A 15,987-nucleotide genomic window follows, 5' to 3' on the forward strand; every position below is an offset into this window, starting at 1 on the left:
CAGGGCCGATATAGCTCAGTTGGTAGAGCAGCGCATTCGTAATGCGAAGGTCGTAGGTTCGACTCCTATTATCGGCACCATCCTACCTATTTTAACGTCTCCCCAAGTCTACTCAAATACCCTTTAAACCCTTATAATATGCGGTTTTACAGCCCCTATTGTCTCTGCTCGTCTACTCACGTTCACAGAAATCTACAGTGAGTTGGGGGTATCAATGGGGGTATTCGCTGTTCGGTATAAAGGAGATACCCCCAGATGAAGCTTAATGCCAGACAGGTCGAGACTGCCAAGCCCAAAGATAAACCCTACAAGATGGCGGATGGTGGTGGCCTCTGCTTATTGGTTAAAACCAACGGGTCACGCTATTGGCGTTTAAAGTAAAAAATCACGTTAACGTCTCCACACGGTGATAGCTGGCATTCTATCGTCACAGCATTCACCCATGACCAGCGTATTGCGGTATTTGCCTGCCAACAGGATGGTTTAGTCCGACACGCAGAGTACCCACTACCTGATGTATCACTAGTTGGATATCCTTATTATGATTTGGGTAAATTAGATCCCCATTCCCCCCTGGCCTGCGCTACTGATACACATAGTCGTATTACAGTTTTTGGTTTGCTAAATGGTAAGCTGAAAATTCGCAGGCAGAATTCTGCTAACCCGCCGCTTTCTTATCCTTATTATTGCCACTCAACCTCATCTCTGTTGCCCTTACTGACGTTGCACTCGTTGCACATGATTTGCAGATTGGCAATATCGAGGGCTAAATGCGGATAAAGAGAACGCGGTTTTATATGATCAACGTGCATCACCATCCCGTCACTGGCGCCGCGCCCGCATACGCAACATTTATTGCCGTAGCGCTGGAACGCCTGGTAACGTAAACGCCGCCACTCCCTTGAGCGGTAGAACGTATCAGCCTCTTTAGCAGCTTGCTGCCGCAGCGCCTGCTCACGTCGGTACTGTTCGAACAAAACGACATGCTCTTCAGCTTTAGGGTAATTTCCCCAGGCATCCGTCGCTGGCGTTGTGTCGGGCTTCTCCTGTACCGTCGTCGTGTCCGGAGGATAGAGTTTGACCGTAACCTTTTGAACCAGTTTGAAAAGTACCCATACGACTACGGCCAGAATGACTAATGTTTCCACTCCCTCGCCTTATTCTCGTTCAAAGATGATTGCTGCTATTTATTTTATGTAAGCGCCATATTGATGGGCATTATACGCTTGTATCGATGAATTCGCGTTAGCGCAAGGCTAACCAGCCCCCACAGCTCACCCACCACCAGGCGACTCATCGCTTTTGCGCCCCTTCTCTCCCAACCGTACGTTGTGATAGCCCAGAACACGTCATGGTCAGCTACGACGAACTGAAGGTCTGAAGGTGGTCGGTAGCGCCTTACGACGCTACCGACATGCCGGTTAACGCGCCATCAGAACAAACACGCCCCAGCCGAGATATTCCCGGGTCCAGGTGACATGGTGCAGCGGCGCGGTGGTCAACTGCTGGCGAACCTCCGGCGCGAAGTCATCGTGCGGATTGGCCTCCAGCCAGCGGCGCATCGTCAGCCATTTCGCCGCTTCATAACGATCCCAGCCCTCCTGGTCGGCCAGCACCATCTCCACCACGTCATAGCCCAGTTCGCCAAAGTGAGCGACCAGCGCCGGCAGCGTCAGGAAGTCATCGGGTGACTGCGCGCCGCAGGCGGTCGCCTCTTCTGCGGTGGCCGGAAGTTTGCGCCACCATGGCTCGCCGATGAGCAACATGCCGCCTGGGTTAAGGCTCTGCTTCAGCAGCTCAATCGTGCCGGCCACTCCGCCGCCGATCCACGTTGCCCCCACGCAGGCGGCAATATCGCATGGCTGGCTGGCGACATATCCGCTGGCATCCTGATGCACAAAGGTCACCCGGTCGCTGACGCCGAGCGCCTCTGCCCGGGCGGCCGCCTGCTGACTGAACAGCAGACTCATGTCCACCCCGGTGCCGACGATCTGATGATCGCGCGCCCAGCTACAGAGCATCTCGCCGGAGCCGCTGCCGAGGTCAAGAATGGTGGTGCCCGGCGCCATTCGCAGCGCCCGTCCCAGCGTGGCGTACTTTTCCGGAGTAAAAGGGTTATGAATACGGTGTTCGCTTTCACTGATGGTAAAAATGCGAGGGATATCGATCATGAGGTTTTCTCCTTGAGAGCCATACGCCCGGACAGCGACCCTGCCCGGGTCGCTATTTCAGCGGTTGTCCGCTTGCGCGCGAACGTTATTCAAACCGGTCGTGTTGATCCGGTACGGCTGGCCGTTCACCGACTTAATCAGCTTTTTGGTTTTGAGCTTTTTGAAGACCGCAAGGGTGCAGTCGCTCAGCAACAGCCCTTCGCGGGTGTAGCATTCAACGGCGGTAATGCGGCCGGAGGTATCGCGGACGTGCGCAATACGGCCACCTTTGGCGAGTACGTGTAAGGTCCGTTGTTCCTGACGGGATAAATTCATACTGAAACCTGTTCATTATCATGTGCGAAAACATGCCTACACCCGCAGGTGTGTGCGTAAGGTTTAAGCGCAGCGATAATCAGTCCGGCCTGGGCAGGTCGGGAAGCTGATTATCTGATAATGACATTCTCCAGCATCGAAGCCTCTATGAGCATTGAAAGGTATTTACCCGCTGAATACTAACACCCTCGTTTCATAAGGGTATTGCACAGATTAAAAACTGTGATCGGTGTTACGATTTACCCTAAACCTTCTCCACATTTTGCGCTATCCGTCATCCGCTCTGTTCCTCAACGTTAGCCACCACCTTATCTCCCCTCCGTATTGTTAAATAATTGTTGTTAGATCACAAAATAGAAACAAAAAGCCTATTTCGTACGCATTTTATAAAAATGTAGATATTTTTAATTTATGGCTACGAAATGAACATCACCCTGACCTTATAGTGAGGAACGATCCTGATGAACGCCCTGACCGCAGTAAAACCGACACCCGCACCGTTAGCCCAGCAATACCCTGGCTTTACCGTCGCCCCTTCCGCCCAGTCGCCGCGCCTGCTGGAGCTCACCTTTTCCGCCGAAACGACCACGCAGTTCCTGCAGCAGGTCGCGCAGTGGCCGGTGCAGGCGCTGGAGTACAAATCTTTCCTACGCTTCCAGGTCGGCAAGATCCTCGACGATCTGTGCGGCAACCAGCTGCAGCCGTTGCTGATCAAAACATTGCTCGATCGTGCGGAAGGCGCGCTGCTGATCAATGGCGAAGGGATCGATAACGTCAGCCAGGCCGAAGAGATGGTCAAGCTGGCCACCGCCGTCGCCCACCTGATTGGCCGCTCCAACTTCGACGCCATGAGCGGCCAGTATTACGCCCGCTTCGTGGTGAAAAACGTCGATAACTCCGACAGCTATCTGCGCCAGCCGCACCGCGTGATGGAGCTGCACAACGACGGCACCTACGTCGAAGAGCAAACCGACTACGTGTTGATGATGAAGATCGACGAGCAGAACATGCAGGGCGGCAATTCCCTGCTGCTGCATCTGGATGACTGGGAACATCTCGACGAATTTTTCCGCGACCCGCTGGCTCGCCGCCCGATGCGCTGGGCCGCGCCGCCGAGCAAAAACGTCAGCAAGGATGTTTTCCACCCGGTGTTCGACGTCGATTCGCTGGGCCGCCCGGTCATGCGCTATATCGACCAGTTCGTCCAGCCAAAAGATTTCGAAGAGGGTACCTGGCTGAGCCGCCTTTCCGACGCGCTGGAGACCAGCAAAAACATCCTTTCAATACCGGTGCCGGTGGGCAAATTCCTGCTGATTAACAACCTGTTCTGGCTGCACGGCCGCGACCGCTTTACGCCGCACCCGGACCTGCGCCGCGAGCTGATGCGCCAGCGCGGCTACTTTGCGTATTCCACGAATCATTACCAGACTCATCAATAAGGGTTCTCAGACGAAGGAATTGAGCGGATGTATGATTTCGTGATTATCGGCGGCGGCATCATCGGCATGTCGACCGCCATGCAGTTAATTGAGATTTACCCGGACGCCCGCATTGCGCTGCTGGAAAAAGAGTCCGGCCCGGCCTGCCATCAGACTGGCCACAACAGCGGCGTGATCCACGCCGGGGTGTATTACACCCCCGGCAGCCTCAAGGCGCAGTTTTGCCTCGCCGGCAACCGCGCCACCAAAGCGTTTTGCGAGCAGAACGGCATCCGCTATGACGTCTGCGGCAAAATGCTGGTCGCCACCTCGCCGCTGGAGATGGAGCGGATGCGCGCCCTGTGGGATCGCACCGCCGCCAACGGCCTGCAGCGCGAGTGGCTAAGCGCCGGGGAGCTACGCGAGCGCGAACCGAACATCAGCGGGCTCGGCGGGATCTTCGTCCCTTCCAGCGGCATCGTCAGCTACCGCGACGTGGCGGCGGCGATGGCGAAAAACTTCGAATCGAAAGGCGGAACGATCGTCTACGACGCCGAAGTCAGCGCCCTGAAAGAGCACGCCAGCGGCGTGGTGATCCGTACCCGCCAGGGCGGCGAATATGAGGCCTCGACGCTGATCGCTTGTTCGGGCTTGATGGCCGATCGGCTGGTGAAAATGATTGGCGTCGATCCCGGCTTTATCATCTGCCCGTTCCGCGGGGAGTATTTCCAGCTGGCGCCGCAGCACAACCAGATCGTCAACCATCTGATCTATCCGATCCCCGATCCGGCGATGCCGTTCCTCGGCGTCCACCTGACCCGCATGATCGACGGCAGCGTCACCGTCGGCCCCAACGCCGTGCTGGCTCTGAAGCGCGAAGGCTACCGCAAGCGCGATATCTCGCTGGCCGATACCCTGGAGATCCTCACCTCGCCCGGCATCCGCCGGGTACTGCAAAACAACCTGCGCTCCGGACTGGGCGAAATGAAGAATTCGCTGTGCAGAAGCGGCTATCTGCGGCTGGTGCAGAAATACTGCCCGGGTCTGACGCTGAGCGATTTACGCCCTTGGCCCGCCGGCGTGCGGGCGCAGGCCGTCTCGCCGCAGGGCAAGCTGATCGACGATTTTCTCTTCGTCACCACCGCGCGTTCCATTCACACCTGCAATGCGCCATCGCCGGCGGCCACCTCCGCTATCCCGATCGGCGCGCACATCGTCAGCAAGGTACAGACCCTGCTGGAAAGCCAGAGCAACCCCGGACGCACGCTGCGTGCGGCACGTAGCGTGGAGACACTACACGCCGCTTTTACCCGTTAACCCCCTGAAGACAGGAAGCGATTATGCAACTCAACGATATGACACTGTTTCGCCAGCAGGCGCTGATCGATGGTCAGTGGCGCGATACGCCCAACGGCGATGTGATTGCGGTGACCAACCCGGCCAACGGCGAGCAGCTCGGCAGTGTGCCGAAAATGGGCGCCGACGAAACCCGCGAAGCAATTGAAGCCGCCAATCGCGCTCTTTCCGCCTGGCGTGCCCTGACCGCCAAAGAGCGGGCGAATATTTTGCGCCGCTGGTTCGATCTTATGCTGGAGAATCAGGACGATCTCGCCCGCCTGATGACCCTCGAGCAGGGAAAACCGCTGGCGGAAGCCAAAGGCGAAATCAGCTACGCCGCCTCCTTTATTGAGTGGTTCGCCGAAGAAGGTAAGCGCATTTACGGCGATACCATTCCCGGCCATCAGGCCGACAAACGCCTGCTGGTGATTAAGCAGCCCATCGGCGTTACCGCCGCCATCACCCCGTGGAACTTCCCGGCGGCGATGATCACCCGCAAAGCCGGCCCGGCGCTGGCCGCCGGCTGCACCATGGTCCTGAAACCGGCCAGCCAGACGCCGTTTTCCGCGCTGGCGCTGGCCGAACTGGCGAATCGCGCCGGGATCCCCGCCGGAGTGTTCAACGTGGTCACCGGCTCCGCCGGCGCGGTCGGCGGCAAACTGACCAGCAACCCGCTGGTGCGCAAGCTCTCCTTTACCGGCTCGACCGAGATTGGCCGCCAGCTGATGGAGCAGTGCGCGAAAGACATCAAAAAAGTCTCCCTGGAGCTGGGCGGCAACGCGCCGTTTATCGTCTTTGACGATGCCGACCTCGATAAAGCCGTCGAGGGGGCGCTGGCGTCGAAGTTCCGCAACGCCGGACAGACCTGCGTCTGCGCCAACCGCCTGTACGTCCAGGACGGGGTGTATGACCGTTTCGCCGAGAAGCTGCAGCAGGCGGTGGAAAAACTGCGCATTGGCGACGGCCTGCAGGACGGCGTCACCACCGGCCCGCTGATCGACGAGAAAGCCGTGGCCAAAGTTGAAGAACACATTGCCGATGCCATCGCCAAAGGCGCGAAGGTGGTCACCGGCGGCAAACCGCACGCCCTGGGCGGCAACTTCTTCCAGCCGACCATCCTGGTCAACGTTCCCGACAGCGCCAAAGTGGCGAAAGAGGAGACCTTCGGCCCGCTGGCCCCGCTGTTCCGCTTTAAAGATGAAGCCGACGTCATTGCCCAGGCCAACGATACCGAATTCGGCCTCGCTGCCTATTTCTACGCCCGCGATCTGAGCCGCGTCTTCCGCGTCGGCGAAGCGCTGGAGTACGGCATCATCGGCATCAACACCGGCATTATCTCCACCGAAGTCGCGCCGTTCGGCGGCGTCAAGGCCTCCGGCCTCGGCCGCGAAGGGTCGAAGTACGGCATCGAAGACTATTTAGAAATCAAATATATGTGTATTGGCCTGTAACAGGAGCGACGGATGAACAGCAATAAAGCAATGATGGCGCGTCGCAGCGACGCAGTCCCGCGCGGCGTCGGCCAGATCCACCCTATTTTCGCCGAACGGGCGGAGAACTGCCGGGTGTGGGACGTCGAAGGGCGGGAATATCTCGATTTTGCCGGCGGGATCGCGGTGCTCAATACCGGGCATCTTCATCCGCAGATTGTCGCCGCCGTGGAAGACCAGCTGAAAAAGCTGTCGCATACCTGCTTCCAGGTGCTGGCCTACGAGCCCTACCTGGCGCTGTGTGAAAAGATGAACCAGAAGGTGCCCGGTGATTTTGCCAAGAAAACCCTGCTGGTCACCACCGGGTCGGAAGCGGTGGAGAACGCGGTGAAAATCGCCCGCGCGGCAACCGGGCGCAGCGGCGCTATCGCCTTCACCGGCGCCTATCACGGCCGTACCCATTACACCCTGTCGCTAACCGGGAAAGTGAACCCGTATTCCGCCGGTATGGGGTTAATGCCGGGCCACGTCTACCGCGCCCTCTACCCGTGCGCGCTGCACGGCGTCAGCGATGACGAGGCGATCGCCAGCATTCATCGCATCTTCAAAAACGATGCCGCGCCGGAAGATATCGCCGCCATCATTATCGAGCCGGTGCAGGGTGAAGGCGGATTCTATGCCGCCTCCCCGGCCTTTATGCAGCGCCTGCGCGCCCTATGCGACGAGCACGGCATCATGCTGATCGCCGATGAGGTCCAGAGCGGCGCGGGCCGCACCGGCACGCTGTTCGCCATGGAGCAGATGGGCGTGGCGGCGGATATCACCACCTTCGCCAAATCCATCGCCGGTGGCTTCCCGCTGGCGGGTGTCACCGGTCGTGCCGAGGTGATGGACGCCATCGCCCCCGGCGGACTCGGCGGCACCTACGCCGGCAACCCCATCGCCTGCGCCGCCGCCCTGGCGGTATTGCAGATTTTCGAGCAGGAAAACCTGCTGGAAAAAGCCAACCAGCTCGGCGACACCCTGCGTCAGGGCCTGCAGGCGATCGCTGAAGATCACCCGGAGATCGGCGATGTGCGCGGTCTGGGGGCGATGATCGCCATCGAGCTGTTTGAAGAGGGCGACCGCAGCAGGCCGAACGCCAGGCTGACGGCGGATATTGTCGCCCGCGCCCGCGACAAAGGCCTGATCCTGCTCTCCTGCGGGCCGTACTACAACGTACTGCGCATCCTGGTGCCGCTGACCATCGAACAGGCGCAGATCGAGCAGGGGCTGAAGATCATCGCCGACTGCTTTAGCGAGGCGAAACAGGCATAGAACAACAGACATGCGGACACGAAGTACGTTTGTAAGGGAATGAAGACGAGACCTGCAAAACAACAATAATACGCGTGCCCCGGCGCGGGAACGTCGGGGCGCTCTCCCAGGTGACACACTTCGAGAGGGTAAATGATGGGGCAACTGTCGCAATCACAGGATTTAGGGGCGGGGCTGAAGTCGCGCCACGTCACGATGTTATCTATCGCCGGGGTGATCGGCGCGAGTTTATTTGTCGGTTCCAGCGTCGCCATTGCCGAGGCGGGCCCGGCGGTGCTGCTGGCCTATCTGTTTGCCGGGCTGCTGGTAGTGATGATAATGCGTATGCTGGCCGAAATGGCGGTTGCCACGCCGGATACCGGCTCCTTTTCCACCTACGCCGATAAAGCCATCGGCCGCTGGGCGGGGTATACCATCGGCTGGCTGTACTGGTGGTTCTGGGTTCTGGTTATTCCGCTGGAAGCCAATATCGCGGCGATTATTCTGCATTCGTGGGTCCCGGGCGTCCCGGTGTGGTTGTTCTCGCTGGTCATCACTCTCGCTCTCACCGGCAGTAACCTGCTGAGCGTCAAAAACTACGGCGAATTCGAGTTCTGGCTGGCGCTGTGCAAAGTGATCGCGATACTGGCGTTTATCGTCCTCGGCGCGGTCGCCATTACCGGCTTTTATCCGTATGCCGAGGTCAGCGGCATTTCGCGTCTGTGGGATCACGGCGGCTTTATGCCGAACGGCTTCGGCGCGGTGCTGAGCGCGATGCTGATCACCATGTTCTCGTTTATGGGCGCAGAGATCGTCACCATTGCCGCCGCCGAATCGGACACGCCGGATAAACACATCGTCCGCGCCACCAACTCGGTGATCTGGCGTATCTCTATTTTTTATCTGTGCTCGATCTTTATCGTCGTCGCCCTGATCCCCTGGAATATGCCGGGGCTGAAGAGCATCGGTTCCTATCGCTCAGTGCTGGAGCTGCTGCATATTCCCTACGCGAAGCTGATTATGGACGGTGTGATCCTCCTGTCGGTCACCAGCTGTCTGAACTCGGCGCTGTATACCGCCTCGCGGATGCTCTACTCCCTGAGCCGTCGCGGCGATGCGCCGGCCATCATGGGCCGGACCAACCGCAGCAAAACGCCGTACGTGGCGGTCCTGCTCTCCACCGGCGCGGCGTTCCTCACCGTAGTGGTGAACTATTATGCCCCTGCGAAGGTGTTTAAATTTCTCATCGACAGCTCCGGCGCCATCGCCCTGCTGGTCTATCTGGTGATTGCCGTTTCACAACTGCGGATGCGCAAAATCCTTCAGGCACAAGGCGGCGAAATCCGTCTCAGAATGTGGCTCTATCCGTACCTGACCTGGCTGGTGATCGCCTTTATCACCTTCGTGCTGGTGGTGATGCTGTTCCGTCCGGCACAGCAGCTGGAGGTGATCTCTACCGGCCTGTTAGCATTGGGAATTATTTGTACGGTACCGATTATGTCGCGCTGGAAAAAGCTGGTATTGTGGCAAAAACTGCCGCTGCAAAATACGCGTTAACCCTGTTCCCGGCGCCCGCCGGGAAGAGTATTCAGGAGTAAGAACATGACCGCCATTTCCCAGGCGACGGCCATTGACGGGTACCGTTGGTTGAAAAACGACATCATCCGCGGGGTCTACCAGCCCGATGAGAAGCTGCGGATGAGCCTGTTAACCTCGCGCTATGCCCTGGGGGTCGGTCCGCTGCGCGAGGCGCTCTCGCAGCTGGTGGCCGAGCGGCTGGTGACGGTGGTTAATCAGAAAGGCTATCGGGTGGCGCCCATGTCGGAACAGGAGCTACTCGATATCTTTGACGCGCGCGCCAACATGGAAGCCATGTTGGTGCGTCTCGCCATCGAACGCGGCGGCGACGAGTGGGAAGCGGAGCTGCTGGCCCGCGCCCATCTGCTCAACAAGCTGGAGTCCTCTGACGCCAGTGAGCGCTTACTCGATGAATGGGACCAGCGCCATCAGGCGTTTCATACCGCCATCGTCGCCGGCTGCGGCTCGCAGTACTTACTCCAGATGCGCGAACGGCTGTTCGATCTGGCGGCGCGCTACCGCTTCATCTGGCTGCGCACCACCGTGCTGTCGGTAGAGATGCTGGAAGATAAGCATGTTCAACACCAGACCCTGCTGGACGCCATTCTGGCGCGCGATGCCGGGCGAGCCAGCGCGCTGATGCGCGAGCACTTACTGACCCCGATCCCGATTATTCAGCAGGCGATGGCTGGCAAGCTGCAGCCACAGGTAGGGTGAGTCAGAGGGCGGGGTTGGGAGTACTGATGAGGCGGCAAAGTCTTCGCTACGCTTCTCCACGCCGCACGGGCGCGGAGAAATCGTATCCGTAGATCAATCAGGCCCGCAGGCGAACCGGTTCGCTGAAATCGTCGGCCGGTTCCAGCTTCAGATTAAAGGTGGTCAACAGCGCCGCGGCGCGGTCGTGAAACTCGCGTAGCGTTTTTTCCAGTCTGTCGCTCACTTCCGGGTCGTCAATGTCGACCGCCTGCCATGTGCCCTCTTTATTGAACAGGCCAAACTGGTAGCTGTAGGTGAAACGTGACTCTTGTGCTTCCATTTCCATCCACCAGCCCCAGAACTCACGCTTCTCCGGTGCGGGCTTAACGTTGACGCAAACTGCCAGGCAATCGAAAAAGAAACGGTTGTCATGGCACTGCTCTTCGCGAATGTAAGGCCCCAGCGCCGTGAATTTCTTGATCAACTTACTTTTCAGGTGTCCACTCGGTAACGTCATTGCGATCTCCTTTAGTGATGCAACTGTTTTACCAAACCAATAGAATTTAGCAATAAATTAACCAAATCTATGATTAATCCAGCGGGCGATCTGTCGTAATGCGTGATCAAAATTGCGATACACCGGGTTAAACGGGATCTCCAGCAGTTTGCCATCGGCGGATGACGAGGTGATTAACCGCGACTCCTCTTCGGGGCTGAACGGATCGTCCTTCCAGAAGCCGGAAAGCATCGGCGTTGGGCAACGGCGCCCCAGCAGTCCCTGGGTTTTTAAAGAATAGCGGTTGAGCTCCACGCGCAGCGCTTCGTCAGACGCGTCATGCATGCCCAGCCGCGAGGCCAGCACGTCGAGATACATCTCCGGCACGCGGCCCTGATGCAGGGGATCCACCAGCAGGCCGTGAACCACCGGGCCCAGGCAGGCTACAGCCTTCAGCCGCTGCGGCTCCAGATAGCCCAGACGCACCGCGATATTGGCGCCAAAGCGGAAGCCGAAAGCGGCGACCCGGGTATGGTCAATCCACGGCACATTTTCCAGATGGCGCAGCGCGTGCTGATGCAGCAGGCTGGTGTCCTGATTTAGCGTCCATTTTGACGAGAAGCCGATGGAGGGCATATCAATGGTCAGCATGGCAATGCCGAGCGGTGAGAAGTAATTCTCATACAGGTTGTAATAATCAGTCTGCAGCGAGTCCAGTCCCCCGCACATTAGCACCGTGGGAAACGGCCCCTCGCCTTTCGGCATATGCAAAAAGCCGGTTATCGGCGAACCGCCAGGGATAGTGAACTCCAGCTCGCGCAGCGAGCCCGGCAGCCGCTGGGCCGCTTCTTCATAGGCCCGGTTGGCCAAAGCCTGCGCCTGTTCGGCCAGCTCATCGCCTTTAATATGCGGATAAGCGGCAATGCTATACAGATTCGAGGCGTGCAGCCAGTGACGGCCGCTCAGCAAAGGATCGGCTTCCTGTCCGGCCTTTTGTTGCCACAGCATCGCCTCTTTCGCCCACTCAAAGATCCAGTTGCCGCCGCGATAGCCGATGACGGTATCGAACAGCTCCGGATCGGTTCGTTCGGCCTCGCTCATCACAATGCGCGCCTGCACATCAAGGATCTCCTGCGGGGTCACACCGCGCCAGATCCACATCAGGCGGTTGATCAACCGGTACCAGTGATCCACATGATTGCCGCTCAGCGCCGACTGCATCGCCTGGGGTTTTCCGGCAGAAAACCGACGCACCAGCGTAGAAGTTTCGGGATGTTTGAAGCGAGGTTTAAACAGCGTTTCGCTGAGGTTAGCCTGTGACATGTGCAGTCTCCGTCGTAGTGCCACTCCTGTTATTGTAACCTGCTAAAGGATAAAAAAAACCACGCCCGGCAAGCCGGGCGTGGTAAATAGCACTGTCCTGTAGAATTAACGACCTGCGATAGGCGGTACAAATACCACGCCCATATCCCACGGCTGCTCAATCCAGGTATCCTGCGGAATATCCACCACGTAATCGTCCACCAGCGGGCGGCCTGCCGGCTTGGCGAAAATGGTGACAAAGTGCGCTTTTGGATACATTTCGCGGATCGCCACGGCGGTACCGCCGGTATCTACCAGATCGTCGATGACGATAAAGCCTTCGCCATCGCCTTCCGCGCGTTTCAGCACTTTCAGCTCGCGCTGGTTATCATGGTCGTAGCTGGAAATGCATACGGTATCAACATGACGAATGCCCAGTTCACGCGCCAGTAAGGCTCCCGGTACCAGTCCACCGCGGCTCACGGCAATAATGCCTTTCCATTGCTCAACCGGCAGCAGACGGCTGGCCAGTTTGCGGGCGTGAATCTGCAACATGTCCCAGGTGACGACGTATTTTTCGCTCATGTGAAGTGTCCCAGCCTGTGTAATACGGCTTAAATAATGTTCGAGGGGGAAAATGGTTGCGCGAGATTATAGAGATCTGACGCACTAAAAACCAGTGTTAAGCGGTTTGCGCAACGCTTTTTGCGTTGTTTACACTACCTGCGGCGGTGGAAAGTGGTATTCTCAACCCCATCGCGCAAGCCCGGGCTTGTTGTGTATTTTAATGCTAACCCTCGTCCTGCAACCGCTGTATGCAGGCGTCTGTAAGGAGACTTACCGTGTCTGAACTGTCTCAATTATCCCCGCAACCGCTTTGGGATATTTTTGCCAAGATTTGCTCCATCCCGCACCCGTCCTATCACGAAGAGCAGCTCGCCGAGCACATCATGGGTTGGGCAAAAGAAAAAGGCTTACACGCGGAACGCGACCAGGTTGGCAACATTCTGATTCGTAAAGGCGCGACTGCCGGTATGGAAAACCGCAAACCGGTAGCGCTGCAGGCACACCTCGATATGGTGCCGCAGAAAAATAACGACACCGTCCACGACTTCGTTAAAGATCCGATCCAGCCGTACATTGACGGCGAATGGGTGAAAGCGCGCGGCACCACGCTGGGCGCGGACAACGGCATCGGGATGGCATCCGCACTGGCGGTGCTGGCCGACGACAGCGTCGCTCACGGCCCGCTGGAAGTGCTGCTGACCATGACCGAAGAGGCCGGTATGGACGGCGCGTTTGGTCTGCAGGCCAACTGGCTGCAGGCCGATATCCTGATCAATACCGACTCCGAAGAAGAAGGCGAAATCTACATGGGTTGCGCCGGCGGAATCGATTTCACCTCTAACCTGGCGCTGACCCGCGAAGCGATTCCGGCCGGCTTCCAGAGCTTTAAAGTAACCTTAAAAGGGCTGAAGGGCGGCCACTCCGGCGGTGACATTCACCTGGGTCTGGGTAACGCCAACAAGCTGCTGTCGCGCTTCCTCGCCGGCCACGCCGATGAGCTGGATTTGCGTCTGGTCGATTTCAACGGCGGTACGTTGCGCAACGCCATCCCACGCGAAGCATACGCGACCGTCGCCGTCGCCGCGGATAAAGCCGATGCGCTGAAAGCGCTGGTGAATACTTACCAGGCGCTGCTGAAAAACGAGCTGGAGGCCAAAGAGAAGAACCTGGTGGTGCTCCTGGAAGCGGTCGATAACGACAAAGCGGCGCTGACTCAGGCTTCCCGCGACGGTTTCATCCGCCTGCTGAACGCCACGCCGAACGGCGTTATTCGCAACTCTGACGTGGCGAAAGGCGTAGTGGAAACCTCGCTGAACGTCGGCGTCGTCACCATGACCGATGACAACGTACAGATCCACTGTCTGATCCGCTCGCTGATCGACAGCGGTAAAGACTATGTCGTCAGCATGCTGGATTCACTGGGCAAACTGGCCGGGGCGAAAACCGAAGCCAAAGGCGCTTACCCAGGCTGGCAGCCGGATGCCAACTCGCCGGTGATGCACCTGGTGCGCGAGACCTATCAGCGTCTGTTCAACAAGACGCCGAACATCCAGATTATCCACGCCGGTCTGGAATGCGGTCTGTTCAAAAAACCGTATCCGGAGATGGACATGGTCTCCATCGGGCCAACCATTACCGGCCCGCACTCCCCGGATGAGCAGGTACATATCGAGAGCGTCGGCCAGTACTGGACACTGCTGACCGAGCTACTGAAAGCCATTCCGGCTAAATAAGCACCACAACCGGCGGCTGTCTGCCGCCGGTTTTCCCCCGCATCACCGTAGTGCCACGCGTTTTTCCATTCGGTAGTTAATAAACCACTCCCCACGGGCAGCCACCCGCTGCTCCGCCACCACGTCAAAACCATGGGCCGTAAAACAGGGCTTTGCGGTAATGCTCGCGTCCACCGTCAGGATTTGCTCTGGATACTGAGCGCAGAGCGCCTCGATAAGCGCGCCGCCGATACCCTGGCGGGCATGATCCGGCGAGACAAAGAGTAAATCGATATGCGTCCCGATGGCGGTGATAAAGCCAACCGGCTGGCTGTTGACCACAGCCACCCGCCCGATTGAGTCAGCCAGCTTTTGTCGCCAGCGCGTCTCATCCACCTGCGCCCAGGCCGCGATCTGCGCCGGAGTATAGTCCCGACTGGCCGTTTCCCGCACTGCGCGCAGGAAAATCTGGCAGAGCAGGGACAAATCACTGTCGCGGTAAGCACGAATATCCATGGTTAAATCCCTAATAAAAGCTGCCTTTCCAGCTGCGGATCGAGCAGCGTCACGTGGAGCCCAACCAGGCGCACGCCCCGTCCGCCGCGGCGCTCATCCCAGGCTTTCTGCGCGGTGGCAATCAGATCTTCTTTGTTCAGCCGCGGCCAGACGTGCTCCTGAGTGGTCAGCTGGAAGTCATTGAATTTCAATTTAATCCCCTGACGGGCGATCAGCAGGTCCGGTTTGACCTTCGCCAGCCGCCGCTCCAGCTCGGGATAAAGATGTTCGATAATCGCTTCGCACTCTGACCATTCATGAATATCTTCCGCTAAGGTGCGCTCCACGCCCACCGATTTTCGTTGCCGATCGTTATGGATTTCCCGCTCATCAATCCCGTGGCTGCGCTCCCACAGAATACGTCCGAATTTACCGAAGCGCTTGAGCAGCATAGCCAGATCGCTGTTCTGCACATCGCCACAGGTACGCAGACCCATATTTTCCAGCTTCGCCGCCGATACCTTCCCGACGCCGGGTATTTTCGCCAGCGGCAGCGCCCGCACAAACTCGGCTACCTGATGGGGAGCGATAACGAACTGGCCGTTCGGTTTATTCATGTCGGAGGCGATTTTGGCGAGAAACTTTACCGGCGCCACGCCCGCCGAGGCGGTGAGATGCAGCTCCCGTTCGATGGTTTCGCGGATCTCCTGAGCTATCAGGGTGGCCGACCCGTGACAATGCACGCTGTCGCTGACGTCAAGGTAGGCTTCATCCAGCGACAGCGGCTCAATGCGCGAAGTATAGCGGGAGAAAATTTCGCGGATATGGTTCGAGGCTTCTTTGTAGGCATCGAAGCGGCCGGGAAGTAGCGTGAGATGAGGGCACAGCTTGAGCGCTGTCGCCGTCGGCATGGCGCTGCGCACGCCAAACTTACGCGCAGGATAGTTCGCGGTACTAATCACGCCACGCTGTACCCGACTGCCGCCTATCGCGAGCGGAATATCGCGCAACGCCGGATTGTCGCGCATCTCCACCGCCGCAAAGAAACAGTCCATATCGACATGGATAATTTTACGCATCGTCAGACTCAACACTGTATACCCATACAGCATAGCAAAATCAGGTACGAATTTTATGCTTTTTTTATTTCATCGGCTAAAAAAGCGGTTAAAA

General features: G+C 58.1%; 15 protein-coding genes, 1 tRNA gene and 1 pseudogene. 9 read left to right on the forward strand and 8 right to left on the reverse strand.

Features of this window, described 5'->3' with window-relative positions; translation table 11 throughout:
• Positions 1-4 precede the first annotated feature (4 nt).
• Together ACKLKD_RS18435 and ACKLKD_RS18440 are read left to right on the forward strand one after the other, a co-directional pair.
• Positions 5-80, forward strand: a tRNA-Thr gene (locus ACKLKD_RS18435).
• A gap of 175 nt (positions 81-255) precedes the next feature.
• Positions 256-378: pseudogene (locus tag ACKLKD_RS18440) on the forward strand (Arm DNA-binding domain-containing protein); the annotation flags it as partial.
• Between the two features lie 305 nt (positions 379-683).
• Here ACKLKD_RS18440 and ACKLKD_RS18445 read toward each other — a convergent pair.
• From ACKLKD_RS18445 to ACKLKD_RS18455, 3 genes are all read right to left on the reverse strand, one after another.
• Entirely contained in the window at positions 684-1,148 is a 465-nt protein-coding gene (locus ACKLKD_RS18445) for an HNH endonuclease (RefSeq protein ID WP_025714949.1), read from the reverse strand.
• A gap of 273 nt (positions 1,149-1,421) precedes the next feature.
• Entirely contained in the window at positions 1,422-2,171 is a 750-nt protein-coding gene (locus ACKLKD_RS18450) for an SAM-dependent methyltransferase (RefSeq protein WP_080897020.1), read from the reverse strand.
• Positions 2,172-2,228: 57 nt separating this feature from the next.
• Positions 2,229-2,486, reverse strand: coding sequence for a YjhX family toxin (locus ACKLKD_RS18455; RefSeq protein WP_002889848.1), 258 nt, complete (start codon positions 2,484-2,486; stop codon positions 2,229-2,231).
• 461 nt (positions 2,487-2,947) lie between these two features.
• Here ACKLKD_RS18455 and glaH point away from each other — a divergent pair, with 461 nt between their 5' ends.
• The 6 genes from glaH (at position 2,948) to csiR (ending at position 10,263) form a co-directional block, all read left to right on the forward strand.
• On the forward strand, positions 2,948-3,925 hold the full coding sequence (gene glaH / locus ACKLKD_RS18460; RefSeq protein ID WP_025714951.1) for a glutarate dioxygenase GlaH: 978 nt from the start codon (positions 2,948-2,950) through the stop codon (positions 3,923-3,925).
• A 27-nt stretch (positions 3,926-3,952) separates the two neighbouring features.
• Entirely contained in the window at positions 3,953-5,221 is a 1,269-nt protein-coding gene (lhgO, locus tag ACKLKD_RS18465) for an L-2-hydroxyglutarate oxidase (RefSeq protein ID WP_080897021.1), read from the forward strand.
• Between the two features lie 23 nt (positions 5,222-5,244).
• Complete coding sequence (gene gabD / locus ACKLKD_RS18470) at positions 5,245-6,693, forward strand: NADP-dependent succinate-semialdehyde dehydrogenase (RefSeq protein ID WP_087805546.1); 1,449 nt, start codon at positions 5,245-5,247, stop codon at positions 6,691-6,693.
• Positions 6,694-6,705: 12 nt separating this feature from the next.
• Complete coding sequence (gabT, locus tag ACKLKD_RS18475; protein ID WP_025714954.1) at positions 6,706-7,989, forward strand: 4-aminobutyrate--2-oxoglutarate transaminase; 1,284 nt, start codon at positions 6,706-6,708, stop codon at positions 7,987-7,989.
• 135 nt (positions 7,990-8,124) lie between these two features.
• The gene (gene gabP / locus ACKLKD_RS18480) at positions 8,125-9,525 is read left to right on the forward strand and encodes a GABA permease (RefSeq protein WP_002889795.1); all 1,401 of its coding nucleotides are present in this window, start codon (positions 8,125-8,127) and stop codon (positions 9,523-9,525) included.
• Between the two features lie 45 nt (positions 9,526-9,570).
• Positions 9,571-10,263, forward strand: a complete 693-nt coding sequence (gene csiR / locus ACKLKD_RS18485; protein WP_025714955.1) for a DNA-binding transcriptional regulator CsiR — start codon at positions 9,571-9,573, stop codon at positions 10,261-10,263.
• A gap of 97 nt (positions 10,264-10,360) precedes the next feature.
• Here the strand turns inward: csiR and crl are convergent, their stop codons facing one another.
• The 3 genes from crl to gpt all read right to left on the reverse strand — a co-directional run bounded on the left by crl (position 10,361) and on the right by gpt (position 12,625).
• Positions 10,361-10,759, reverse strand: coding sequence for a sigma factor-binding protein Crl (gene crl, locus ACKLKD_RS18490; protein ID WP_025714956.1), 399 nt, complete (start codon positions 10,757-10,759; stop codon positions 10,361-10,363).
• A 57-nt stretch (positions 10,760-10,816) separates the two neighbouring features.
• A complete protein-coding gene (gene frsA / locus ACKLKD_RS18495) occupies positions 10,817-12,061 on the reverse strand; it encodes an esterase FrsA (protein ID WP_025714957.1) in 1,245 nt (414 codons plus the stop codon).
• A gap of 105 nt (positions 12,062-12,166) precedes the next feature.
• Positions 12,167-12,625, reverse strand: coding sequence for a xanthine phosphoribosyltransferase (gpt, locus tag ACKLKD_RS18500; RefSeq protein WP_002889733.1), 459 nt, complete (start codon positions 12,623-12,625; stop codon positions 12,167-12,169).
• A 257-nt stretch (positions 12,626-12,882) separates the two neighbouring features.
• Between gpt and pepD the strand changes: the two genes are divergently transcribed.
• Entirely contained in the window at positions 12,883-14,340 is a 1,458-nt protein-coding gene (pepD, locus tag ACKLKD_RS18505) for a cytosol nonspecific dipeptidase (RefSeq protein ID WP_025714958.1), read from the forward strand.
• Between the two features lie 42 nt (positions 14,341-14,382).
• Here the strand turns inward: pepD and ACKLKD_RS18510 are convergent, their stop codons facing one another.
• Positions 14,383-14,835 (reverse strand): GNAT family N-acetyltransferase, encoded by a 453-nt coding sequence (locus ACKLKD_RS18510; RefSeq protein WP_080897022.1) that lies wholly within the window; start codon positions 14,833-14,835, stop codon positions 14,383-14,385.
• Positions 14,836-14,837: 2 nt separating this feature from the next.
• Complete coding sequence (gene dinB, locus ACKLKD_RS18515; RefSeq protein WP_025714960.1) at positions 14,838-15,893, reverse strand: DNA polymerase IV; 1,056 nt, start codon at positions 15,891-15,893, stop codon at positions 14,838-14,840.
• Between the last annotated feature and the right edge of the window lie 94 nt (positions 15,894-15,987).

The organism is Klebsiella sp. 10982, from assembly GCF_048589245.1.
Lineage (GTDB): Bacteria > Pseudomonadota > Gammaproteobacteria > Enterobacterales > Enterobacteriaceae > Klebsiella > Klebsiella quasivariicola.

Excerpts from the sequence above, each read along its gene's own strand:
- ACKLKD_RS18510 (WP_080897022.1), bottom strand. The coding sequence starts at position 14,835 with ATGGATATTCGTGCTTACCGCGACAGTGATTTGTCCCTGCTCTGCCAG.
- ACKLKD_RS18450 (WP_080897020.1), bottom strand. The coding sequence starts at position 2,171 with ATGATCGATATCCCTCGCATTTTTACCATCAGTGAAAGCGAACACCGT.
- gabP (WP_002889795.1), top strand. The coding sequence starts at position 8,125 with ATGGGGCAACTGTCGCAATCACAGGATTTAGGGGCGGGGCTGAAGTCG.
- gpt (WP_002889733.1), bottom strand. The coding sequence starts at position 12,625 with ATGAGCGAAAAATACGTCGTCACCTGGGACATGTTGCAGATTCACGCC.
- glaH (WP_025714951.1), top strand. The coding sequence starts at position 2,948 with ATGAACGCCCTGACCGCAGTAAAACCGACACCCGCACCGTTAGCCCAG.
- csiR (WP_025714955.1), top strand. The coding sequence starts at position 9,571 with ATGACCGCCATTTCCCAGGCGACGGCCATTGACGGGTACCGTTGGTTG.
- gabD (WP_087805546.1), top strand. The coding sequence starts at position 5,245 with ATGCAACTCAACGATATGACACTGTTTCGCCAGCAGGCGCTGATCGAT.
- dinB (WP_025714960.1), bottom strand. The coding sequence starts at position 15,893 with ATGCGTAAAATTATCCATGTCGATATGGACTGTTTCTTTGCGGCGGTG.
- frsA (WP_025714957.1), bottom strand. The coding sequence starts at position 12,061 with ATGTCACAGGCTAACCTCAGCGAAACGCTGTTTAAACCTCGCTTCAAA.
- lhgO (WP_080897021.1), top strand. The coding sequence starts at position 3,953 with ATGTATGATTTCGTGATTATCGGCGGCGGCATCATCGGCATGTCGACC.
- ACKLKD_RS18455 (WP_002889848.1), bottom strand. The coding sequence starts at position 2,486 with ATGAATTTATCCCGTCAGGAACAACGGACCTTACACGTACTCGCCAAA.
- crl (WP_025714956.1), bottom strand. The coding sequence starts at position 10,759 with ATGACGTTACCGAGTGGACACCTGAAAAGTAAGTTGATCAAGAAATTC.
- gabT (WP_025714954.1), top strand. The coding sequence starts at position 6,706 with ATGAACAGCAATAAAGCAATGATGGCGCGTCGCAGCGACGCAGTCCCG.